The sequence below is a fragment of the Polaromonas eurypsychrophila genome (assembly GCF_014641715.1).
Taxonomy (GTDB): domain Bacteria; phylum Pseudomonadota; class Gammaproteobacteria; order Burkholderiales; family Burkholderiaceae_C; genus Polaromonas; species Polaromonas eurypsychrophila.
On sequence record NZ_BMIG01000002.1, the window covers coordinates 363,085 to 383,151 of the forward strand.

At 63.2% G+C, this 20,067-nt stretch carries 25 protein-coding genes; 11 read left to right on the forward strand and 14 right to left on the reverse strand.

Going from position 1 to position 20,067, the window contains the following annotated elements; all coding sequences use genetic code 11:
• Positions 1-135: 135 nt before the first annotated feature.
• The 3 genes from tkt (at position 136) to IEX16_RS04180 (ending at position 4,824) form a co-directional block, all read left to right on the forward strand.
• Positions 136-2,184, forward strand: a complete 2,049-nt coding sequence (gene tkt / locus IEX16_RS04170; protein ID WP_188706891.1) for a transketolase — start codon at positions 136-138, stop codon at positions 2,182-2,184.
• 119 nt (positions 2,185-2,303) lie between these two features.
• Positions 2,304-3,302 (forward strand): type I glyceraldehyde-3-phosphate dehydrogenase, encoded by a 999-nt coding sequence (gap, locus tag IEX16_RS04175; RefSeq protein WP_188706892.1) that lies wholly within the window; start codon positions 2,304-2,306, stop codon positions 3,300-3,302.
• Between the two features lie 256 nt (positions 3,303-3,558).
• Positions 3,559-4,824, forward strand: a complete 1,266-nt coding sequence (locus IEX16_RS04180; RefSeq protein ID WP_188706894.1) for an adenylate/guanylate cyclase domain-containing protein — start codon at positions 3,559-3,561, stop codon at positions 4,822-4,824.
• On the opposite strand, the gene IEX16_RS04185 is transcribed toward IEX16_RS04180, so the two are convergent.
• The 3 genes from IEX16_RS04185 to IEX16_RS04195 all read right to left on the reverse strand — a co-directional run bounded on the left by IEX16_RS04185 (position 4,789) and on the right by IEX16_RS04195 (position 7,001).
• Positions 4,789-5,250, reverse strand: a complete 462-nt coding sequence (locus IEX16_RS04185) for a GNAT family N-acetyltransferase (RefSeq protein ID WP_229676162.1) — start codon at positions 5,248-5,250, stop codon at positions 4,789-4,791. The two genes, IEX16_RS04180 and IEX16_RS04185, sit on opposite strands and share 36 nt — an antisense overlap.
• A gap of 162 nt (positions 5,251-5,412) precedes the next feature.
• Complete coding sequence (locus IEX16_RS04190) at positions 5,413-5,814, reverse strand: hypothetical protein (RefSeq protein WP_188706896.1); 402 nt, start codon at positions 5,812-5,814, stop codon at positions 5,413-5,415.
• A gap of 116 nt (positions 5,815-5,930) precedes the next feature.
• Entirely contained in the window at positions 5,931-7,001 is a 1,071-nt protein-coding gene (locus IEX16_RS04195) for a pirin family protein (RefSeq protein ID WP_188706898.1), read from the reverse strand.
• A gap of 270 nt (positions 7,002-7,271) precedes the next feature.
• On the opposite strand from IEX16_RS04195, the gene IEX16_RS04200 reads away from it, so the two are divergent.
• Positions 7,272-7,625, forward strand: coding sequence for a collagen-like protein (locus tag IEX16_RS04200; RefSeq protein ID WP_188706900.1), 354 nt, complete (start codon positions 7,272-7,274; stop codon positions 7,623-7,625).
• A 102-nt stretch (positions 7,626-7,727) separates the two neighbouring features.
• Here the strand turns inward: IEX16_RS04200 and IEX16_RS04205 are convergent, their stop codons facing one another.
• From IEX16_RS04205 to IEX16_RS04230, 7 genes are all read right to left on the reverse strand, one after another.
• Positions 7,728-8,489, reverse strand: a complete 762-nt coding sequence (locus IEX16_RS04205; RefSeq protein ID WP_188706903.1) for an ABC transporter permease — start codon at positions 8,487-8,489, stop codon at positions 7,728-7,730.
• Positions 8,486-9,442, reverse strand: coding sequence for an ABC transporter ATP-binding protein (locus IEX16_RS04210; protein ID WP_188706905.1), 957 nt, complete (start codon positions 9,440-9,442; stop codon positions 8,486-8,488). The genes IEX16_RS04205 and IEX16_RS04210 overlap by 4 nt, the downstream gene beginning before the upstream one ends.
• Before the next feature lie 134 nt (positions 9,443-9,576).
• Entirely contained in the window at positions 9,577-9,726 is a 150-nt protein-coding gene (locus IEX16_RS20285) for a hypothetical protein (protein WP_308421323.1), read from the reverse strand.
• Complete coding sequence (locus tag IEX16_RS20420) at positions 9,687-9,908, reverse strand: GFA family protein (RefSeq protein ID WP_444543967.1); 222 nt, start codon at positions 9,906-9,908, stop codon at positions 9,687-9,689. The genes IEX16_RS20285 and IEX16_RS20420 overlap by 40 nt, the downstream gene beginning before the upstream one ends.
• Before the next feature lie 79 nt (positions 9,909-9,987).
• Entirely contained in the window at positions 9,988-10,473 is a 486-nt protein-coding gene (locus IEX16_RS04220) for a DUF1579 domain-containing protein (RefSeq protein WP_188706907.1), read from the reverse strand.
• A gap of 47 nt (positions 10,474-10,520) precedes the next feature.
• The gene (locus IEX16_RS19875) at positions 10,521-10,853 is read right to left on the reverse strand and encodes a GFA family protein (protein WP_268236597.1); all 333 of its coding nucleotides are present in this window, start codon (positions 10,851-10,853) and stop codon (positions 10,521-10,523) included.
• Between the two features lie 140 nt (positions 10,854-10,993).
• Positions 10,994-11,407 (reverse strand): VOC family protein, encoded by a 414-nt coding sequence (locus IEX16_RS04230; RefSeq protein WP_188706909.1) that lies wholly within the window; start codon positions 11,405-11,407, stop codon positions 10,994-10,996.
• A gap of 123 nt (positions 11,408-11,530) precedes the next feature.
• Between IEX16_RS04230 and IEX16_RS04235 the strand changes: the two genes are divergently transcribed.
• Positions 11,531-12,181, forward strand: coding sequence for a TetR/AcrR family transcriptional regulator (locus IEX16_RS04235; protein WP_188706911.1), 651 nt, complete (start codon positions 11,531-11,533; stop codon positions 12,179-12,181).
• Positions 12,182-12,274: 93 nt separating this feature from the next.
• On the opposite strand, the gene IEX16_RS04240 is transcribed toward IEX16_RS04235, so the two are convergent.
• Entirely contained in the window at positions 12,275-12,823 is a 549-nt protein-coding gene (locus IEX16_RS04240; protein WP_188706912.1) for a DUF1439 domain-containing protein, read from the reverse strand.
• Between the two features lie 208 nt (positions 12,824-13,031).
• Here IEX16_RS04240 and IEX16_RS04245 point away from each other — a divergent pair, with 208 nt between their 5' ends.
• The 5 genes from IEX16_RS04245 (at position 13,032) to IEX16_RS04265 (ending at position 17,097) form a co-directional block, all read left to right on the forward strand.
• Positions 13,032-13,286 (forward strand): hypothetical protein, encoded by a 255-nt coding sequence (locus tag IEX16_RS04245; protein ID WP_188706914.1) that lies wholly within the window; start codon positions 13,032-13,034, stop codon positions 13,284-13,286.
• A gap of 178 nt (positions 13,287-13,464) precedes the next feature.
• Complete coding sequence (locus IEX16_RS04250) at positions 13,465-13,962, forward strand: hypothetical protein (protein WP_188706916.1); 498 nt, start codon at positions 13,465-13,467, stop codon at positions 13,960-13,962.
• Between the two features lie 127 nt (positions 13,963-14,089).
• Entirely contained in the window at positions 14,090-14,512 is a 423-nt protein-coding gene (locus tag IEX16_RS04255) for a hypothetical protein (protein ID WP_188706918.1), read from the forward strand.
• A gap of 52 nt (positions 14,513-14,564) precedes the next feature.
• The gene (locus IEX16_RS04260) at positions 14,565-15,272 is read left to right on the forward strand and encodes a B3/B4 domain-containing protein (protein ID WP_188706920.1); all 708 of its coding nucleotides are present in this window, start codon (positions 14,565-14,567) and stop codon (positions 15,270-15,272) included.
• A gap of 169 nt (positions 15,273-15,441) precedes the next feature.
• Positions 15,442-17,097 carry a sensor histidine kinase gene (locus IEX16_RS04265; RefSeq protein WP_188706922.1) on the forward strand — a complete coding sequence of 552 codons (1,656 nt, stop codon included), beginning with the start codon at positions 15,442-15,444 and terminating at the stop codon, positions 17,095-17,097.
• Here IEX16_RS04265 and IEX16_RS04270 read toward each other — a convergent pair.
• Together IEX16_RS04270 and IEX16_RS04275 are read right to left on the reverse strand one after the other, a co-directional pair.
• Entirely contained in the window at positions 17,094-17,354 is a 261-nt protein-coding gene (locus IEX16_RS04270) for a hypothetical protein (RefSeq protein WP_188706924.1), read from the reverse strand. The genes IEX16_RS04265 and IEX16_RS04270 overlap by 4 nt on opposite strands.
• 273 nt (positions 17,355-17,627) lie before the next feature.
• Complete coding sequence (locus IEX16_RS04275; protein ID WP_188706926.1) at positions 17,628-18,386, reverse strand: tRNA-uridine aminocarboxypropyltransferase; 759 nt, start codon at positions 18,384-18,386, stop codon at positions 17,628-17,630.
• A 96-nt stretch (positions 18,387-18,482) separates the two neighbouring features.
• Between IEX16_RS04275 and IEX16_RS04280 the strand changes: the two genes are divergently transcribed.
• Positions 18,483-19,535 (forward strand): GSU2403 family nucleotidyltransferase fold protein, encoded by a 1,053-nt coding sequence (locus tag IEX16_RS04280; protein WP_188706928.1) that lies wholly within the window; start codon positions 18,483-18,485, stop codon positions 19,533-19,535.
• A gap of 13 nt (positions 19,536-19,548) precedes the next feature.
• On the opposite strand, the gene IEX16_RS04285 is transcribed toward IEX16_RS04280, so the two are convergent.
• The gene (locus IEX16_RS04285; RefSeq protein ID WP_188706930.1) at positions 19,549-19,929 is read right to left on the reverse strand and encodes a VOC family protein; all 381 of its coding nucleotides are present in this window, start codon (positions 19,927-19,929) and stop codon (positions 19,549-19,551) included.
• Positions 19,930-20,067: the final 138 nt, after the last annotated feature.

Consider the following 20,067-nt stretch of genomic DNA (forward strand, 5'->3'; position numbering starts at 1 on the left):
GCGTAGCGGCAGACTGGCGGTTGCTGCGGGGCGCATCCCGTAAAATCTGGGGTTTTCCCGTGTTCGCCGGCATTAATCCATCGTCAGCCGGACGCGGGAGCTGCCCCACGCCTCACTCACCTGGACCCCAAGCAAATGGCTGACACCTCATCTTCCCTCATGGCCAATGCCATCCGCGCCCTGGCGATGGACGCCGTGCAGCAGGCCAACTCCGGTCACCCCGGCGCGCCCATGGGCATGGCCGACATGGCGGTGGCACTGTGGGGCCGTCACCTCAAGCACAGCCCGCACAACCCCGGCTGGTTCGACCGCGACCGTTTTGTGCTGTCCAACGGCCACGGCTCCATGCTGATTTATGCGTTGCTGCACCTGACCGGCTACGCGCTGCCGATCAAGGAACTGAAGAACTTTCGCCAGTTGCACAGCAAGACGCCTGGCCATCCGGAGTTTGGCTATACCGCCGGTGTGGAAACCACCACTGGCCCGCTGGGCCAAGGCCTGAGCAACGCGGTCGGCATGGCGCTGGCCGAAAAGTTGATGGCGGCCGAGTTCAACCAGGCCGACCACAGCATCGTCGACCACCACACTTATGTCTTCATGGGCGACGGTTGCCTGATGGAAGGCATCAGCCATGAGGCCTGCGCGCTTGCCGGCGCCTGGAAGCTCAACAAGCTGATCGCGCTGTACGACGACAACGGCATCTCCATTGATGGCCAGGTCTTGCCCTGGTTTATCGACAACACCCCTGTGCGTTTTGCGGCCTATGGCTGGAACGTGATCGGCCCGATTGACGGCCATGATGCCGACGCGGTGGACCGTGCATTAAGCGACGCCAAAAACAGCGCTGACAAACCGACGCTGATTGTCTGCAAGACCCACATCGGCAAGGGTTCGCCGAATCGCGCCAACACCGCCAAGGCCCACGGCGAGCCTTTGGGTGCCGAGGAAATCAAGCTCACACGCGAAGCGCTGGGCTGGACCCACGCGCCTTTTGAGATGCCCAAGGAAGCCCATGAGGCCTGGGACGCCAAGGCCAAAGGCCTGGCGCTCGAAGCCGCCTGGGACGCCAAATTCACCGCCTACAAGGTGGCGCACCCCGAGCTGGCGGCAGAGTTCACGCGCCGTATGAAGGGCGAGCTGCCGCGCGCGTTTTCCCAGATCGCCGTCGATAGCGTGGTGGGCGCCCACACCAAGGCAGAAACCGTCGCGTCGCGCAAGGCCTCGCAGATCGCACTGGAAGCCTTCACCGCAGGTCTGCCTGAAATGCTGGGCGGCTCGGCCGACCTGACCGGCTCCAACCTGACCAACACCAAAAGCACGCCGGCATTGCGTTTCGACCTGGCCGGCGATGTGGTGAAAAGCGACGCAGCCGACGGCGGCAAGGTCATCGGCCGCCACATCAACTATGGCGTGCGCGAATTCGGCATGGCCGCCATCATGAACGGCATCGCGCTGCATGGCGGCTACATCCCCTACGGCGGCACCTTCCTGACCTTCAGCGACTACAGCCGCAATGCAATTCGCATGGCCGCGCTGATGAAAATTCGCGTGGTGCATGTGTTCACGCACGACTCCATCGGCCTCGGCGAAGACGGCCCGACGCATCAGTCAATCGAGCACGCGGCCAGCTTGCGGCTGATCCCCAACCTGGACGTCTGGCGTCCGGGCGATACGGCTGAGACCGCCGTGGCCTGGGCCGTGGCGCTGCAGAACAAAAACAAGCCGACGGCCCTGCTGCTGAGCCGTCAGAACCTGCCGTATGCACCCAAAAACGATCTTGGCGAAATCAGCAAAGGCGCTTACGTGCTGGCTGAGCCGGCCGAAGTCGGTCTGAACAAAAAAGCCCAGGCGGTGATCATCGCGACCGGCTCCGAAGTACAGCTCGCGCTCAAGGCGCAGGAGTTGCTGGCGGCGCACAAGATCGCGGTGCGTGTGGTCTCGATGCCCAGCACCACTACCTTCGACAAACAGAAGGCCGTCTACAAATCCGAAGTGCTGCCCGAAGGCATTCCGCGGATCGCGGTCGAGATGGGCGTCACCGACGGTTGGTGGAAATACGGCTGCGCTGCGGTCGTCGGCATCGACAGCTACGGTGAATCGGCGCCGGCGCCCGTGTTGTTCAAGCATTTCGGCTTCACGCCTGAAAACGTGGCCGACACCGTGCGCAAGGTATTGAAGAAATAGACGCAGAGACAAAGCTGTCATCCCGGGCTTGACCCGGGATCCATGTTCCCGATGCATGGATTGCGGATCAGGTCCGCAATGACGATCCAGAGAATTTCAACTTCCAGGAGCAAAAGCAGATGACGATCAAACTTGGTATCAACGGCTTCGGCCGCATCGGGCGCAACGTGTTGCGCGCCGCCGTTCAAAACTTCAGCGACATCGAGATCGTCGGCATCAACGACCTGCTCGAACCTGACTACCTGAAGTACATGTTGCAGTACGACTCGGTGCATGGCCGGTTCAAGGGCGAGGTCTCGGTCGAAGGCAATACCCTGATCGTCAATGGCAAGAAAATCCGCCTGACCCAGGAACGCGACCCGGCTGCGCTCAAGTGGAACGAAATCGGCGCCGACATCGTGCTCGAAGCCACCGGCCTGTTCCTCGACAAGGCCTCCGGTGAGAAACACCTGGCCGCCGGCGCCAAAAAAGTCATCTTCTCGGCCCCGTCGAAAGACGACACGCCGATGTTCGTCTATGGCGTCAACGACAAGACCTATGCCGGCCAGGCCATCATTTCCAACGCCAGCTGCACCACCAATTGCCTGGCCCCGATTGCCAAGGTGCTCAACGACAAATGGGGCATCAAGCGCGGCCTGATGACCACCGTGCACGCGACCACGGCCACCCAAAAAACTGTGGACGGCCCGAGTAACAAGGACTGGCGCGGCGGCCGCGGCATCCTGGAAAACATCATTCCATCGAGCACCGGCGCGGCCAAGGCGGTCGGCGTGGTGATTCCCGAGCTGAACAAGAAGCTCACCGGCATGTCCTTCCGTGTGCCGACCTCCGACGTGTCGGTGGTGGACCTGACCTGCGAGCTCAACAAGGAAGCCACGCTGAAAGAAATCTGCGCCGAGATGAAGGCGCAAAGTGAAGGTGCGCTCAAGGGCATCCTCGGCTACACCGAAGACAAGGTGGTGGCCACCGACTTCCGCGGCGAGACCTGCACCAGCGTGTTTGACGCCGACGCCAGCATCGCGCTCGACAGCACCTTCATCAAGGTGGTGGCCTGGTACGACAACGAATGGGGTTACTCCAACAAGTGCCTGGAGATGGTGCGCGTGGTCAATAAATAAGGCCCCACGGTCGCTCGCTTCGCGTAGCTCCCTGCCCCCGGGGGGCCGCTGCGCCTGCGGGCCGGCAGAGCCGGACCCGCGGCCCCTGCTGGCTTAAGAAATAAAGCGCCTTCGGGCGCTTTATTTTTGGGCAACCGGCAAGCCCCCGGCGACTCCTGCGTACAACAGGCAGGCCCCTGATGTATTGACGGCTCGCGGCGCCGCACGTATGGTTGCCCGATGCCGGGCCCATGCAGCGCGGCGCGGGGGGAGCGTCATGCAGGATCCGGCGTTTCGGGAATGGTTGGTCAGCAAAAGCTGGGCGCAGGGGGTGCGTTACAGCAAGGTCGTGGCCTGCCTGTTGCCGCCCGCAGCCCTGGCCGTCCATGCGCCGTCCATCGCCGGAGGCTGGGAAGCGTTGCCGGCGGCCTCCTTGTGGTTGCTGGGTTGGCAGCTCACCGCCGAACTTTTTTTTCTTGGCATTGTTGCCGCTGACCGCCTGTTGCCGCCATCGCACAGCCGCGAAATTCCGCTCCACCTGGCCTGCATCGGTGCGGTGGCGCTGGCGACCTGGATAGGTGCTGCAGCGGCCTGGCGGCGCGGTGACCTGTCGATTTACGCCGCCGGCCTGACCTTTGTGGCTACCGTGATGTGCACACCGCGCCCTGTGCGCCGCCCCATGTACCTGCTCAGTTTTGCCGTGCTGGGGCTGGCCGCGGTCTGGCGGCACGGCGATGCGGCCCGTGTGCTGGCCACGCTTGTCAACCCTTTTTGCGTGGTTGTTCTGTGCATGGAACTGGACAAGTTCAGTTACGCGCGCAATCTGGAACTCTTCACCGAGACGCGCCGCGCCGAGACCGAACGCGCCCGCGCCGACCGGGTGCTGTACAACGTGCTCCCCGCCCCCATTGCCGAGGAACTCAAGCGCGATGGCAAGGTCAAGGCGGTCAAATTCGAAAACATGGGCGTGTTGTTCGCGGACATTGCCGGCTTCACCAGCTTCTCGCGGGCCTTGCCGCCCGATGCGCTGGTGCTGGTGCTCAACGACATCTTCTCTGCCTTCGATGAACTCGTGGAACGGCACGCGCTGGAGAAAATCAAAACCATCGGTGATGCCTACATGGTGGTGTCGGACCAGCGACTGGACAGCCTGGCGCAGCTTGCACTGGACATGGGGGATGCGCTGGAGCGCTACAACCGCGGCAACGGAACCCGGCTGGGCATGCGCATCGGGATTCACGCCGGTCCCGCGGTCGCCGGTGTCATCGGTGTGAAACGCTTTCTCTATGATGTCTGGGGTGACACCGTCAACGTGGCCAGCCGCATGGAAAGCACGGGCGCGACCGGTGCCATTCATGTGACAGAAGCCGTGTACCTGCAAACCCGCGGGCAGTTTGAGTTCAGCGCGCGCGGGCCCCTGGAGATCGAGGGCGGCGGCACGCTGTCCACCTGGTGGCTGCGGGGTCCGGCGGGTCCGGTTTCCGGCAAGCAGGCTGGCGCGTTGCTGTCAGACGGCCTTGCTGAGGCGCCCGCTGTCACGTAGACGGTCCGCCAGCGTGGCCCTGATCGCCGGCCACTCGGTGTCAAGGATGGAAAAATAAACCATATCGCGCCTGCGTCCTGAGGTGGCAATCAGGTGCTGGCGAAAGATGCCTTCCCCGACCGCACCGATGCGTGCCAGTGCCTGGCGCGACTGCTGGTTGAGTACCTCGGTCTTGAAGACCACCCGGATCAGCTTCAGGCGTTCAAACGCGTGCGTGAGCAGCAACAGCTTGGTTTCGGTGTTGGCGCCGCTGCGCTGACAGGCGGGCGACAGCCAGGTCGCGCCGATTTCCAGCCGGCGGTGCGCCATCGCGATGTCCATGTAGCGGGTGCTGCCGATTACCTCACCGTCGCTCTGCCGAATGTTGGCGAAGGGCAGGCTCAGGCCAAGCTGCTGATCGGCTAGCGCCTGTACCACAATAAGCATGCATGTCAGCTTCAGTCAGGATGGCCGCCGGCTGCAGCCGCCAGAGTTCCGGATGCAAGCCGGCCCGCGACAATGCCGGAGCATGGGCCAAAGTCAGGGGATCGAGCCGGATATGCGCGCCGGACAGCGAGAGTGCTTCCATAGTCAAGGCTTGTTCTCGGCTCAGCGCGCCAGTGCCAACGTCAGGGCAACCACGGCGATGACAGCCACCAGCGCCGTCAAACCGGCCAGCGCCAGCAGGCGTATGCGGTTGGTCTCGGCGCGCCGGATCAGCTGCGTGTTCTGCTCGGCCAGCGCCTTGATCAGCTCCGACGATGCAAGCATCTGCTCGTGCAGGTCGTGGGTGGCGCTTTCCAGCGCCAGCACATGCGCCCGTAGCGCGGCTATGGCCTGCCCTTCCGGCGACTGCTGCACGCTGATGACGGTGTCTGCTGGCGGGACCAGCGATGGCTTCTTGGCGACAGTGTGCCAGAGTTTTTTAGCGCCATCGGCGACCCTGGGCGCGTTCTTGATCACGTCCGACCAGGGAACCATTTGCAACACCGCCAGCCAGCCAATTGCCATAAACCACCTCTTGTGAAATGTGGCGCCGGTGATCGCCATCGCCGCCCGCCCGCAGGGGCGCATCCAGTTTACTTGCACGCATCATTGCACCGGCAGCGCCGCAAGCAGGCCTTGTCTCAGGCGCGGGAAGATGCCGGCATTTCTGCCGGCCGCTCCTCGCGCCCGCCCGGATGCACCGCAAAACGAGCCGGGTCGCGCCCGTGCACCGGCGTCTCGCTGTCAAACGACCAGCCACCGAACTGCGTGCGCCTGTAGTCGGCCATGGCTTGCGCGATCTCGGCCTGCGTGTTCATCACGAACGGGCCGTACTGCGCCACCGGTTCGGCAATCGGTTTGCCTTGCAGCAGCAAAAATTCGCCTTCTACTTCGCCGTTGATGAGTTCCACCGCCGCGTCGGCGCGTATCTCGATGGCCGACGGGCTGCTAATTGCCTGGCCAGCAATCTGCACCGAGTCGCCCTTGAAGAAATAGAGTTGGCGCCGCGTGCCGGCGCTGACGGCGGCCGGTAAGGCCCAGCGCGCGCCAGGCGCCATGCGGAGGGTCCAGATCGCCACGTCAGCATCGGGCCGTGCAGCCCAGGAATCGGGCGGCGGCGCAAGCGGGTTCATCGCCGCGCCGGCATCCTGCAGCCGCCCGGCGATCACCGCGACCTCGGTGCTGCGGCCCTGGTCGTCAGTGGCTGTCACGCGCGGAATGTCATGCGACCAGAACATCGTGAAGTGAGGCTCGCTCATCTTGGCTGCCGCCGGCAGGTTCAACCAGATCTGGAACAGCTCCAGGGGGTTGTCGTTCTTTTCGTCGAGCAGCGGAAACATCTCGGCATGTACGATGCCTTTGCCGGCCGTCAACCATTGCACGTCCCCGCCGCCGAAACGCGCAGTCGCGCCCAGCGAGTCGGAATGGTCGATCAGGCCCTTGCGCACAATGGTGACGGTCTCAAAACCGCGATGCGGATGCGGCGGAAAGCCCGGCACTTTCTCGCCGTGGTACATGCTCCAACCGTCCTTGCGGCTGAAATCCTGGCCGATGGTGCGGCCGGCCAGTGAGGCCGCCGGCCCCATGTCGGCATTGGCCTGCGGGTAAGCATCGTCGTGGTAGGCGCAGAACAAAAACGGGTCCAGGGTTTCCCACGGAAAACCAAGCGACTTGACCTGGAGCACAGGGGTGTTGGCGGCGTTGGAAGACATGATGGAGGGCCTTTCTGGGGCGTGTGGGGCTCGATGCTCACAAATGGGCTTGCCTGCCCCGTTTTCAAGGGTCAACCTGGCTGCGCTGTTGCCGATTCCGGACACACAGCGGTGCGCCCGTCCTACAGCTGGCGTGCAACGCAAGACTTATCTTAAGAGTTCGTCCTGTGTCTACCCAGAAATCCTTTTAGGCAGTTCATGGCCGAGACAGCAAAAACTGTCTGCGCACGATTTCGCGCGCATTTTTCGCTCACTTTCCTAAGGACTCCCATGAAATATTCCATCCTCCTTGCAGCACTGATTGCCACCTTGGGCCTGACCGCCTGCGAACGTACCGTTGTCACACCGACGCCCGCAGTGGTCACGGTGCCCGGCCCGGCCGGTGCGACGGGTGCCACCGGCTCGACAGGTTCAACCGGTTCGACAGGTTCGACAGGTTCGACAGGTTCAACCGGTTCGACAGGTTCGACAGGTTACACCGGTGCTACGGGCGCGACGGGCGCAACGGGCTCTAGCGGCGGCGCGACCGGTGCCACGGGCGCGACTGGTGCCACGGGTTCTACGGGTGCCACGGGCGCGACTGGTGCCACCGGTGATACCGTAATTGTTGTGCCGGCCAAGTAAAGATCTGCCCTGGCGCCATCTCCCGATGGTGCCGGATGCTCAAAGGCGCCCCTTGCTTGCGTGAGGGGCGCCTTTTGCTTTTGTCGTGCACGCGGTGCGTGTTCAGGTTTTGAGTTTCCAGCCCGTCCGGAAAATCCACCAGACCGCGCCCAGGCACAGTGCCAGGAAGCCGAGGATGGCGGCCACGCTGATGCCGACATTGACGTCGGCCACGCCGTAAAAACTCCAGCGAAAGCCGCTGATCAGGTACACCACCGGGTTGAACAGCGCGATCTTCTGCCACAGCGGCGGCAGCATGTTGATCGAGTAAAACGCGCCGCCCAGAAAAGTCAGCGGCGTGACTACCATCAGCGGCACGATTTGCAGCTTCTGGAAGTTGTCGGCCCAGAGCCCGATGATGAAGCCGAACAGGCTGAAGGTCAGTGCGGTCAACAGCAAAAAGCAGAGCATCCAGAACGGGTGCGCAATGCTGTAGGGCACGAAGAGCCGCGCCGTTGCCAGGATCAAGAGGCCCAGCAGCACCGACTTGCTAGCGGCCGCGCCCACATATCCCATCACCACCTCAAGCGAGGACACCGGCGCAGACAGCAGCTCGTAAATTGTTCCCGACCATTTCGGCATGTAGATGCCGAAGGCGGAATTGGAAATGCTTTCGTTGAGCAGCGACAGCATGATCAGGCCCGGAATGATGAAAGCGCCGTAGCTGATGCCGTCAATGTCGCCCATGCGCGAGCCGATGGCCGCGCCGAACACCACGAAATACAGCGAAGTCGAGATCACCGGCGAGGCTATCGACTGCGTCAAGGTGCGGAAGGTGCGCGCCATCTCAAAGCGGTAGATGGCGCGGACGGCGTACCAATTCATGCGGCCTCCTTGGGCATGTTGCCGACCCGGTCGCCGGCATGAACCAGGCTCACGAAAATATCTTCCAGCGAACTCTCGCTCGAATGCAGGTCCTTGAAGTCGATGCCCAGCGCGGCCAGCCGTTTGAGCAACTCGCCGATGCCGGTTTCCTCCTGCTGCGTGTCGAAGGTGTAGACCAGCGCGTGGCCGCCGTCTGTCAGCTCCAGCGGCAAGCCGGCCAGCGCCTCGGGCACAGCCTGCAGCGGCGCACGCAGTTGCAGTGTGAGCTGCTTTTTGCCGAGTTTGCGCATCAGCACCGCCTTGTCTTCCACCACGATCAACTGACCCTTGCTGATGACGCCGATGCGGTCGGCCATTTTCTCGGCTTCTTCAATGTAGTGCGTGGTCAGGATGATGGTGACACCGTTTTCGCGCAGCTTGCGCACCATTTCCCACATGCCTTGGCGCAATTCGACATCGACGCCGGCGGTCGGCTCGTCGAGAAACAGGATTTGCGGCTCGTGCGACAGCGCCTTGGCAATCAGCACCCGGCGCTTCATGCCGCCCGACAGCGTCATGATCTTGCTGTCCTTCTTGTCCCACAGCGACAGGTCGCGCAGCACCTTTTCTATGTGGGCCGGACTGGGTGGTTTGCCGAACAAGCCGCGGCTGAAACTCACGGTGGACCAGACGGTTTCAAACGCATCGGTTGACAGCTCTTGCGGCACCAGGCCGATCTTGGCGCGCGCCGCACGGTAGTCGCGCACGATGTCGTGTCCGTCGGCCATGACACGGCCAGAGCTGGGCCGGACGATGCCACAGACGATGTTGATCAGCGTGGTTTTGCCCGCGCCATTGGGGCCCAGGAGTGCGAAAATTTCGCCACGCTGGATGCTGAGGTCCACCGACCTGAGGGCTTCGAAGCCCGAGGCATAAACCTTGCTGAGCTTTTCAATGGAAATGATGTGTGGCAAATCGGGTTCCGGTTGGTGCTGACGCGATGAAGCTGCGCCGGACTGCGCCACTGTAACTGGATCGTGTGAAGGCTGCTGGCGCCGGGGCGAGGGCCTGATCGCACTTGCATAAATAGTGTGAACAGGCCCCAGAGCTAGCTGGTGATGGCAGGCGCTTCCGACCAGTTGTCGTGGCTGCCGTCCACATAGGTGATGGGGGCTGCGGCCAGTTCTTCGGGCGTGACATTCTCCAGGCAGCCCAGGTTCACGCCATAGATGGTGTGGCCGTCGGGTGTTGTGCCCATGCCGAAAGGGCGCACGCCGCAGTGGTTGCAAAATGGTGCTCGTTGCGCAGCGTGTTGAACAGGTACTTCGTCAGGTCCGCCTGGCCCGACAGCAGGCGAAAATCTTCCGCCGCGGCGATGGCCGGCCAGAAACGGTTACGCGCGCAGATCGAGCAGTTGCAGCGGTAGGTGCTGGCGCTCAAATCCCGATCGGCTTCGAAGCGGACCGCGCCGCAGTGGTAGCTCCCCTGAAAGATTTTCTTGATGCGGCGCGCCGTTGCTTTATTTCACGCGCCGGTAAGTCGCCGTCATGAAACGTTTCCAGCCGCCGTCCGGCTGCAGGGTCTGCGAATGCAGCGTGCGTTCGTCCTTGCTTTTGATGGTGATCACGTCCTGGTACTTCGCCGTCGTGCCGTCGCCGGTGAAACTGGGACCTTCGGTGTCCAGCGTCAGCACTTTCCTGGCGGCGTCGAGCTGGCCATCGTAGAAAAACATGCCGGGCATCATGGAGCCGGCCCAGCTTCCGACAAACTTCTTTTTGTCGGTGTCATAACCCAGCGTCATCAGCATGTTGCCCGTGCCGGCGTTGCCCGGCATCTCACCCTGGCCCTCGCATACCACCCACAACTCGCCCAGGCCGCGCACGTGCTCGGTGCCCGTGGTCTGGCTGGCCGGCTGGGCGGGCCCCATGTCGCATTCGCCGGTCAGGGTCCAGTCGCCCAGCAGTTGTTGCAGCCAGATGTGTTCTCGTTGCGCTTTGGTTTCCATGTCATTCGCTCCTTTTTATGCACGTTCTTGTTGAAGGTTCCGGCGGCTCACAGGTAGCCGGTTGTTGGGCGCGGGTTGGCCCAGTCGTCGTGTGCGCCGTCTTCGTAACGAATCGGAGCGGCAGCCAGTTCATGGGGCGGGGCGTCGTCCAGGCACGCCACATTCACGCAAAAAAAGTCGCCGCCCATGGCAGGCCCGGTGGCACTGACGAAAGCGTAGACGCCGCAGGTCTTGCAAAAGGTGTGATCAATCGAGCCTTCCCCGAAGCGGTAGTGGCTCAGATTCTCTGCGCCTTGAAGCAGGCGGAAGGCCTCGTACGGGACGTGGTTCTTCCATATTCGGGTCTTGCTGCAAAACGAGCAGTTGCAGTTGCAGCGCAGCGTCTAGGCGAACCAGAGGCCGGGCCGAATTTGAGGTGAACGTTGGCCTGCTGGCGCCAGATCGATGTCGCACGAGAACTTGACCGCGCCGCAGTGGCAACTCCCGTCCCGGGTCTTAATCATCGCGGCGCCCCCAAGAACTAAGCCGATTCCGTCATGACCATCCAGGGCACGCCGAACCGGTCAGTCAACATTCCGAAAGAGGAGGTCCAGAAAGTTTTCGCCAATGGCATCTGCACCGACCCACCGTCCGACAGCGCGCCAAACAGGCGTTTTGTCTCCGCGTCGCTGGCGGCACTCAGTGCCAGCGTGATGCCTTTGAACTCGGCTTTCCCTGGCACGCCCATGCCGTCGTCGGCCATGAGCGCGCTTTTACCGACGGTGAAAGCTGCATGCATGATCTTTTGTTCATGGCCAGGTGCTGCTTTCATCTCGGGGTCGGGGCTGTCGCTCCAGCGCATCAAGGTGGTCACCTCGGCGCCGACGTGCTTTTTGTAGTAGTCCAGCGCCTCCTCGCAGCGGCCGGCAAAACTTAAATAGGCTTGAACTTGCATGTTGAGCTTCCTTTGGGGTAGGTGGGGCAAGACATCTCTTAACTCGGACACCCTGTTGTGGACGCCGTACACAAAAGAATAACAAACATAATGGACACTGTCCACATTAAAAAGTAACAAGCCATGACCAGCCCGTCCGAGCTACCGGCACCCGCCGTCCGTAGCACCTACCGCCACGGTGACCTGCGCCGTGTGCTGCTGGAGGCCGGCATCGAGCTGGCGCGCGCTGGCGGGCCCCACGCCGTGGTGCTGCGCGAAGCCACGCGCCGCGCCGGTGTCGCGCCCAACGCCGCCTACCGCCACTTCGCCGGCCGCGACGCCTTGCTGCAGGCGGTGCGCGCCGCCGCCCTGTCGGCGGTGGCCGCCGCGATGGAGGCCGAGCTGGCCACCCTGCCCTCCAATCTGCCGCCGGCCGACTTCGCGCGCGCCAGCGTGCGTGCCGTTGGTGCCGGTTACCTGCGGTTTGCTCAGGCTGAAACCGGGCTGTTTCGCACCGCCTTTGCCCGCTCCGACGTGTTGATTCAGGCCACGCCAGAGTTGCCCACAGCCGGCGCCAGCGGGCTCAACCCCTTCGAGTTGTTGGGCGCCGCGCTGGACAAGCTCGTGGCGGCAGGTGTGATGCCGCCCGAGCGCCGGCCGGGCGCCGAGTTTCTGGCTTGGTCGGCGGTGCACGGCCTGGCCATGTTGGTGATCGATGGCCCGCTCGCCGTGATTGCGCCGCAGCTACCGCAGATTGGTCAGCGCCTGCTGGACATGGTGGAAAAAGGGCTGTAGCCGCAGTTTTATGCAAAATCGACCACCCGCCCATATGTATCTTGGGCTGACAGCTATCAAATCAGGAGCATCCCGTTCGGGTGAGCGGGTCTTTTACAGCCGCTTCTTAGGCACAAACCCAATCATCAAGCCCCGGGCCGTGACGGTGATGGCACCGGGCTCCATGCCCAGGCCGTCAGCCAGCATCAGGTCTTTCGGCTGCAGCTTGTGCAGCACCACTTCGAGCAGGGACTGCTGGGCCAGCGCCGGCCCGTAGGCTTGCAGCAGCGCGGCCGGCCCCGGCGGCAAGCCGGACAGACTCAAAGTGTTCACCTTCAGTTGGTGCGCGCGTATCGACTGGTCGCTGGCCTCGTAACGCAGCGCAAAGTCCACGTCGAAGTTGCCGCTCCCGCTGCGTGACAGCGCCGGACCGGCGGCATCGACCACCATCACGGTGCCCAGCCGGTTCTGCTCGGGCAGCAGGCGCAGGCGCGGCGGCTGCAGCGTCAGCTCCAGCAGCCCGCCCACCGGGTAGCGCATCGGAAACTTCTCGGCAACAGCCTGCTGCAGTTGCGCGCTGGTCACGGTATAGCTCGGCTGTGCGTGCGCGCTTGCTGCGGCAAACGCCAGCGGTAAAAACGTGAGCCACTGTCTGCGTTTCATCGTCTTCCTTCAATGGTCCATCTTGTCAGAACAAAACTGTGCCGCATCGTTCCCTGCGCGCGTGTGGTGATTCTTCCCGTCTTGATGCAGCCCACATCTGGTAACGCACGGACACCTGCCGCGCACATCGCGACACACGTGCCTTGCTCGCTGCCCACTTAATAGGTAGATGCGGCCAGTCCGGCCGGTTTCCCGCAGGAGACACCCAATGATCAAGACAGCACTTCTGGTTCTGGCCGCAGCAGGCCTGACAGGTTGCGCGGTGTACCCCGCCGCGCCCTACGGCACGGCGTACGAGCCCGCACCGGTATATGGACCCACCCCCGTGTATGTGATGCCGGCGCCGGTGTTCATAGGCGGGGCGCCGCACTTCGGTCACCAGCGCGGCTACAGCCACCCGCCTGTGCATTCGCACGCGCCACCGCGCCCGCACCTGCACAGGCCCGGCCGGCATCACCACTGAGTCAAGCACTTTGCGGACCGGCATTGATGCACATCAAGCCGGGCCGGCTTGTTTGTAAAGCTGGCGCATGCAAGTGAAAAAAAATGTCAACCCGGTCAACAGGCTGAAAGACTGCGCCGTTGAATATGTGGTCAAGTGACCGCAACCTGATGACACAACCGCATTCAAAGGACTTTCCATGAACAAATTGCTCGCCGCACTGATGACCACCCTGATCGCCGGCGCCGCCTTCGCGCAAGCCGCCGCACCCGCAGCGCCCGCGGTTCCTGCCACGCCTGCTGTCGTCAAGGCAGAGGCCAAGGCCGAGAAGTCTGTCGCTGCCGCCGTGAAAAGCGAAGCCAAGGTTGACGCCAAGGCCGATGCCAAGGTTGGCAAGGCTGAAGCCAAAGCCGCCGAAAAGAAAACCGAGGCCCTGACCAAGTCCGCCACCACCAAAGCCAAGGCCGACACCAAAGCCGCCAAGGCCGCCCCTGAAGACAAGGCTGCCGCCATGGCCAAAGCCGACAAGACCGATGCCAAGGCTGACCTCAAAGCCGACAAGGCCGTGATCAAGGCCGACACCAAGGTTGACACCGTGCGCGTCAAGGCCGCAGGCGACAAGGCCACCGCCAGCGCAGAAACCGCAGGCGCCAAGGCCGCAGCCAAGGCCGACGTGAAAGCTGCCGGCAGCAAGTAATTGCTCCAAGGGGGTTGCAGGCGCGTCCTGCGACGCCTTTTTTGAAAGACAGGCTTCGGCCTGTCTTTTTTTTGGCGCTGCATGACCATGGCTGCGCCGCAACGCCCAACTCCTGTAAGGTCGGTGCATGCGATTTGTTCTCTCCCTGCTGCTGCTCACCACCGCCACGCTGGCCAGCGCGCAAACGCCTGAACCCAAAGGCCTGCAGGAAGCGCTAGGTCTGGCTGTCGCCTCACAAAAAGTCCTCAATGAATATGCCATTGGCGCCATGGAGCCAGAGGCCATGAAGTACGCCCAGCGTTTGCGCCTGACGCAGGCCGCGCTCGACGCGCAGTACCGGCGCTGGCCTGCGCTGGCGGCCGACACCGATGCATGGGCGCCGCTGCGCATCTGCCAGGCGGCTTTGCAGCAGGCCTCGAAGCTGGCCGCCCTGTCCGCAAGCAAGGCCGTTCGCGCGGCGAGCGAGCCCGACTTCCAGGCCGCCAAAGCCAGGCTGCAGCAACTGCGCACCGCTTGCGATACACAGATTCGCAGCGGCAAACCATCCTGAGCGTGCGCAGCCGCGCGGTGGCGCATCATGGGCAAGCAACAAGAGGCAGACCATGGTTTTCAGTCATTCCGACGACATCTGGACCCAGTGCCCCGAACTGGTCGCCGGGGTTTTGTTTGCGCGCGGCATCAACACGCGGGCCTCGGTCAGCGCCCAGTTGGCGCGTTTCAGCGCCACAGCCGAGGCGCGCATGAACGGCGGCATTGAAAGTGCGCTGCCCGAGGTCCAGGCCTGGCGCCGCGTGTTTGCGAAGATGGGGCTGCAGCCGACCAAGTACCGCTGCGCGTCCGAGGCGCTGCTGCGCCGCTTGCGCAAGGAAAACGCCCTGCCGCGCCTGCATCCGCTGGTCGATTTATGCAACGCCATCTCGGCCGCCTTCGCGATCCCGATTGCGGTGTTCGACTTGTCCAAAGTCACCGGTGACATGCAAGTGCGCCACGCCACCGGCAGCGAGTCGTATCACAATTCTTCGGGCCAGCTCGAACACCCCGAACCGCAGGAAGTGATTTACACCGACCAGGGCGGCAATGCCCATGCGCGGCGCTGGACCAACCGGCAAAGCAGCCTGTCGGCCGTCAGCGCCGGCACCCACAGCGTGATGATCGTGGCCGAAGCCCTGCATGAGTCCGCCCACGAAGACATACGCACCTTGCTGGCCGCGCTGATGCAAGAGGTGGCTCTCGCCTGGCCGGCCTCCGCGTCAAAAGCGCGCCTGCTCACGCGCGCTGCGCCGCGCTTCGACTATACGCCGGCCGACTAAAGGCCCTCGCCGGTCTGGCGCGGCGTCCGACGGATGCCGCATGGCGGGTGGTGGCCCACGCCGCCTGTTTGTGGAGTACGCTGGCGTATCCGCAGCCGCATCAAGCCTCTGGCATGCGCACCCGGCCGTCCGGCCGACCGCGTCTCACCTGCAAATTCACCGGAGCCGCATGCAAATACCCCACATTCCCGCCAACGAAGAGGCGCGCCTGCAGGCCCTGTATGCCAGCGAGATCCTGGACACCCCGGCCGACAGCCTGTTCGACGGTGTGGCCGAACTCGCTGCCACGGTGTGCGGCACCGCCTTCGGCGCCATTTCCCTGATTGATCGCGAGCGACAGTGGTTCAAGGCCGAGCATGGCATGGGTGTGGGGCAATGCAACATCCCCCGCGAGCAGAGCCTGTGCGCCCACGCGATCATCCAGGACGAGTTTTTTGAGGTGTCAGACGTCGCTCGCGACGCGCGTTTTGCCGACAACCCGACCCTCAATGGCGAGGTGAAGATCCGTTTCTACGGCGGCAGCCAGCTCACCACCGCCAGCGGCGCCAACCTCGGCATGTTGTGCGTGATGGACGTGCAGCCGCGGCGCCTGACGGCCGCGCAGCAGCGTGCGCTGTCGCAGCTGTCGCAGGTGGTGATGGCACTGCTGGCCACCAGTCAGCGCAACCGGCTGCTGCGTGAGAGCCAGGGCCTGCTGGACCAACGTTCGGCGGAACTCCGCTCGGCCAACCATTTCCTTGACTCCATGATCGAACACATCCCGTCGGCGGTGTACATCAAGGACGTGCGTGACCTCCGTTATGTGCGCATCAACCGCGCGGCCGAGGACATGATGGGGATGGACCGGGGAGATGTCATTGGAAAAAACGCCGGCGAGCTGTTTAGCCGCGACCAGGCCCGGGTGCTGGAAGAGCAGGACCGCCAGGTCAGCATGAGCAACCCGGCGTTTGATGCGGTGGACCAGGTGATTTCGTCCCGGCGCGGGCAGCGCGTGCTGCACACGCGCAAGGTGGCGGTGAGTGATGCGCGGGGTGAGCTCACCCACATCTTGGGCATCGCCGAAGACGTGACACAGCAAAAAGCCCTGCAACAGGAGGTCCAGGAGCTGAACGCCGTTTTACAGGCTAAGGCCCTCGACCTCGAGGCCACCAATAAAAGCCTGGAAGTTTTTACCGCCGCCGCCACGCACGACCTGCGTTCACCGCTGGGCGTGATCGCTGGTTACGCCGGTCTGCTGCAGAAGAAGTATGGCGCGCTGCTCGATGACAATGGCCGGGGCTACCTCTCGCTGATTGCCGGGCGGGCCAAAAGCATGGCCCAGCTGATCAACGACCTGCTGGCTTTTGCCAGGCTGGGCCACCGCAGCATCCGCAGAACCGAGGTGGACGTGCAGGTGCTGGTTGCCGCGGTACTGGAAGAGCTGCAGCCCGGCAGCAGCTCCGCAACCACCTTCCAGCTCGGCTCGCTGCCCCCCACGCTCGCCGACATCGGCCTGCTGCGCCAGGTCTGGATCAACCTGCTTTCCAATGCCGTCAAGTACAGCCGCGGCGCCCGCAGCCCGCTGGTCGACATCAGCGGGCGCATCGAGGGCGCTGAAGTGATCTACAGCGTGCGCGATAACGGCGCCGGTTTCGACATGGCCGACTATGACAAGCTGTTCGAGGTTTTCCAGCGTCTGCACACCGACCAGGAGTTTGAAGGCACCGGCGTGGGCTTGCCTATCGTGCATCGCATCGTCACGCAGCACGGCGGCCGGATCTGGGCTGAAGGGCGGGTTGGCCAAGGCGCGGTGTTTCACTTCGCGCTGCCGCGGACAGCGCCCTAGTTGCGCGCGCGTCCGACGACCGACCAGCCGGCCTTGAGGTTGGCCTTGTCGTTCTCGTACTCCCAGGCGGTGCCACAGCGGTCGCACTGGTACTTGGTCACGGTGACCAGCGCGCCGCCGCGCCGTTCCTGGCGGTTGTTGCCCTGAACCAGCTCCGGGTGGCCGGGTGCCTTGCGCCAGTTGCGCTGGATGCCGGCGCACGCGTCGCACAGCGCCATCTTTTTGAGTTCGTTCTGGCGGTTGATGTCGTCGGTCATGGTGGGGCTCTTGAAGTGGGGTGACGCGGGTCCGTTACGGGCTTGGCGTGATGGCCTCCATTGTCGCGCCTTGGCCGCCTGCTTGTCATTGCGGGCTCGACCCGCAATCCATGCCACGCGTCATACCGGCGGGCGGGAGCTGTCCTGATGTCCAAAATACAAGCAAAATCGGCCTCCAGCTCATGCCAGACAGGCGCTAGCAGCTATCAAAATAGGAGCAACTTGGCCTTGCTTGTCATTGCGGGCCTGACCCGCAATTCATGCCGCGTCACCTCAACCCAGGCGCAAACCGCGCAGCCGCTGGTGCGCCGCGTCGTCCGCATCCACTGGCTGCTGCTGCTTGGCCTTCAGGTAGTGGTCGGTGAACACGTCGAGATACGCCTCCAGGACCTGCGCCGCCTGCGCCTCACCGGCCAGCGCTAGACACAGCGCCGCCACTTCCGAGGTGCAGAAGTGTTCGTCGCGCTGGGAGCGGCGCAGCTTGTAGCTGGAGAGCTGCTCACTCTGCAGGCTCAGCACCGGCAGCTTGTCGAGGTAGGGGCTTTTGCGAAACATCTTGCGCGCCTCGGGCCAGGTCGCGTCAAGCAACACAAACAGCGGGCGTCTGCCGGTGTTGCCCTCACGGGGCTGCACATCGGTCACCACCCGCGCGCTGTCGACAAACTCACCAGGAAACACCAGGTAAGGCTGCCACTGCGGGTCTGCCAGCAGGCTCAAAAGCGCCGGATCGACTTCGGTGCGCGCCCAGCCAAAGGCAAAGGTGTCGGCCACCACATCGGCCACCAGCCAGCCCGTGTTGCTGGGTTTGAGCGGCTCGATGTCGGCCATGAGCAGGCACACACCTGCACGCACAGGCAGCAGCGGGCGCAGCGCACACAGGCAGTGGCTGGGCAGCAGCCGGCAACCGGTGCAGCGCTCCCCGCGCGGGCCGCCACGCGCCAGAAATGGTTTTGAGCTGCGCGCCAGGCGCGAGGCGCGCAGGCGGCTGACCGCATGCGGTAGCGCGTGAAAGGCTGGAGGGGCTTGGGGCATGCGGAGCTTGGGGCGCGGGTTGGTCGGGTCGGGGAATGCTTGTGCCCAGTGCTGCAGGCTCGGTGTACTATACTACCAAAATAGTAAAGGTAGTATATGCCACTTTATCAAGAGCTTTCCGCTGCTGCCCAGACCGCTTTTGCCGGTGTGGATGATGCCGCGCGTCAGGCAGACTTGAAGCGCAGCATTGCTGATTTGCCAGGCGGATTTGCCAAAAAAAATGTGTCTGGGCGCGCCTACTGGTATTACCAGGTCAAGATGCCGGACGGCGAATTGCGCCAGTCTTATGTGGGTCCGGACGACGACGCCACCCGCGGCTTGATCGAGCGCCACGCCGACCCGGCAGCAAAGCTTGCCAAACAGCAGATGGTGCGCATCACCCGAGCCGCGATCGAGCTGGGCTGTGCGGACATTCCAGCCAAACATGCGCGCGTGATCGAACGCCTTGCAGACAGCGGTTTGTTTTCTGCCGGTGCCATTCTTGTTGGAACACATGCTTTTCTGGCCTACCAAAACATCTTTGGTGTGCGCTGGAGCGCTGGCACCGCTACGCTGGACCTCGACTTTGCCCACGCCGGCCGCAACGTCTCTTTGGCGCTACCTGAGAACCTGAAGCTGGACACGACAGCAACCATAGAGTCGCTGGAAATGGGATTTATACCGAACCAGAAACACACGTCCTTCAAAAAGGCGGACGAACCGGATTTCGACCTCGACTTCTTGACTTCACGCGGCCGGGCTGGCGATGCACCGGTCAACGTGGAACGGCTGAACCTGACCATGCAGCCTTTGCGCTTCATGGAGCTGTCGCTGCAAGATCCGGTGCGAAGCACATTGATTGCCCGCGCCGGCCCGATCGTGGTCAATCTTCCGCGGCCGCAGCGATATGCCCTGCACAAGCTGCTGGTGTACGGTGAGCGGCCACAAATCCAGAGAACCAAGGCGCGCAAGGATGTCGCGCAGGCTGCTGCCTTGCTGGACTATTTGCTGGTGCACGACGCCACTGAAGTTGCCGCGATGTGGCAGGACGTGATGGCACGGGGCCCCGGTTGGCGCCGGCGCCTGAAAGAGGGTTTTCAGGCCATGACGGTTTTGTACCCGAACTGCAATTTTCAGGAGCGGCTGGACCGGGCAGTTGCCGGGGTTTGATGACGCTGACGGATCAGGCCGCAGGCCGGTGCAGCACGCAAAGCTTGTTGCCGTCCGGATCGCGCAGGTAGGCCAGGTAGAGCTTGCCCACAGCGCCGTCACGAAAGCCCGGTGGCTCTTCACACGTCGTGCCGCCGCTGGCGATGCCTGCCGCATGCCAGGCGTCCGCCTGCTCCGACGACTCTGCCTTGAACCCGATGGTGCTGCCGTTGCCGTGGCAAGCCGGCTCGCCATTGATGGCCGTGCTGATCGCGAAGGTGCCCGTCTTGCTGCGGTAGAAATAGCGGTTGTTGTTGGCAGTGCCGGGGGCAATGCCCAGCGTGCCGAGCAGCGCGTCGTAAAACTTCTTTGAGGCTTCGAGGTCGTTAACGCCGACCATGACATGACTGAACATTGGGTTGTCTCCGTGGGGTGCCCTGAAGCGGGCAAAAATTAGAACTGGATGGTACTTGAGTCGTGGCGCTGCCGCCCGGTGGGGGTGGGCCGCCTTAAAACAACGTGATGCAGGTTTTTGTGGATGGCGTCGATGCAC

What these genes read in the sequence shown, in the direction of transcription:
- IEX16_RS04220 (WP_188706907.1), bottom strand. Translation starts at nt 10,473, where the DNA reads ATGGAAACCAAAGCGCAACGAGAACACATCTGGCTGCAACAACTGCTG.
- IEX16_RS04235 (WP_188706911.1), top strand. Translation starts at nt 11,531, where the DNA reads ATGACCAGCCCGTCCGAGCTACCGGCACCCGCCGTCCGTAGCACCTAC.
- IEX16_RS04205 (WP_188706903.1), bottom strand. Translation starts at nt 8,489, where the DNA reads ATGAATTGGTACGCCGTCCGCGCCATCTACCGCTTTGAGATGGCGCGC.
- IEX16_RS04230 (WP_188706909.1), bottom strand. Translation starts at nt 11,407, where the DNA reads ATGCAAGTTCAAGCCTATTTAAGTTTTGCCGGCCGCTGCGAGGAGGCG.
- IEX16_RS04285 (WP_188706930.1), bottom strand. Translation starts at nt 19,929, where the DNA reads ATGTTCAGTCATGTCATGGTCGGCGTTAACGACCTCGAAGCCTCAAAG.
- IEX16_RS04280 (WP_188706928.1), top strand. Translation starts at nt 18,483, where the DNA reads ATGCCACTTTATCAAGAGCTTTCCGCTGCTGCCCAGACCGCTTTTGCC.
- tkt (WP_188706891.1), top strand. Translation starts at nt 136, where the DNA reads ATGGCTGACACCTCATCTTCCCTCATGGCCAATGCCATCCGCGCCCTG.
- IEX16_RS04260 (WP_188706920.1), top strand. Translation starts at nt 14,565, where the DNA reads ATGGTTTTCAGTCATTCCGACGACATCTGGACCCAGTGCCCCGAACTG.
- IEX16_RS04180 (WP_188706894.1), top strand. Translation starts at nt 3,559, where the DNA reads ATGCAGGATCCGGCGTTTCGGGAATGGTTGGTCAGCAAAAGCTGGGCG.
- IEX16_RS04255 (WP_188706918.1), top strand. Translation starts at nt 14,090, where the DNA reads ATGCGATTTGTTCTCTCCCTGCTGCTGCTCACCACCGCCACGCTGGCC.
- IEX16_RS04190 (WP_188706896.1), bottom strand. Translation starts at nt 5,814, where the DNA reads ATGGCAATTGGCTGGCTGGCGGTGTTGCAAATGGTTCCCTGGTCGGAC.
- IEX16_RS04245 (WP_188706914.1), top strand. Translation starts at nt 13,032, where the DNA reads ATGATCAAGACAGCACTTCTGGTTCTGGCCGCAGCAGGCCTGACAGGT.
- IEX16_RS20285 (WP_308421323.1), bottom strand. Translation starts at nt 9,726, where the DNA reads ATGGGCACAACACCCGACGGCCACACCATCTATGGCGTGAACCTGGGC.
- IEX16_RS04195 (WP_188706898.1), bottom strand. Translation starts at nt 7,001, where the DNA reads ATGTCTTCCAACGCCGCCAACACCCCTGTGCTCCAGGTCAAGTCGCTT.
- IEX16_RS04185 (WP_229676162.1), bottom strand. Translation starts at nt 5,250, where the DNA reads ATGCTTATTGTGGTACAGGCGCTAGCCGATCAGCAGCTTGGCCTGAGC.
- gap (WP_188706892.1), top strand. Translation starts at nt 2,304, where the DNA reads ATGACGATCAAACTTGGTATCAACGGCTTCGGCCGCATCGGGCGCAAC.
- IEX16_RS04270 (WP_188706924.1), bottom strand. Translation starts at nt 17,354, where the DNA reads ATGACCGACGACATCAACCGCCAGAACGAACTCAAAAAGATGGCGCTG.
- IEX16_RS04200 (WP_188706900.1), top strand. Translation starts at nt 7,272, where the DNA reads ATGAAATATTCCATCCTCCTTGCAGCACTGATTGCCACCTTGGGCCTG.
- IEX16_RS04275 (WP_188706926.1), bottom strand. Translation starts at nt 18,386, where the DNA reads ATGCCCCAAGCCCCTCCAGCCTTTCACGCGCTACCGCATGCGGTCAGC.
- IEX16_RS04240 (WP_188706912.1), bottom strand. Translation starts at nt 12,823, where the DNA reads ATGAAACGCAGACAGTGGCTCACGTTTTTACCGCTGGCGTTTGCCGCA.
- IEX16_RS04250 (WP_188706916.1), top strand. Translation starts at nt 13,465, where the DNA reads ATGAACAAATTGCTCGCCGCACTGATGACCACCCTGATCGCCGGCGCC.
- IEX16_RS04265 (WP_188706922.1), top strand. Translation starts at nt 15,442, where the DNA reads ATGCAAATACCCCACATTCCCGCCAACGAAGAGGCGCGCCTGCAGGCC.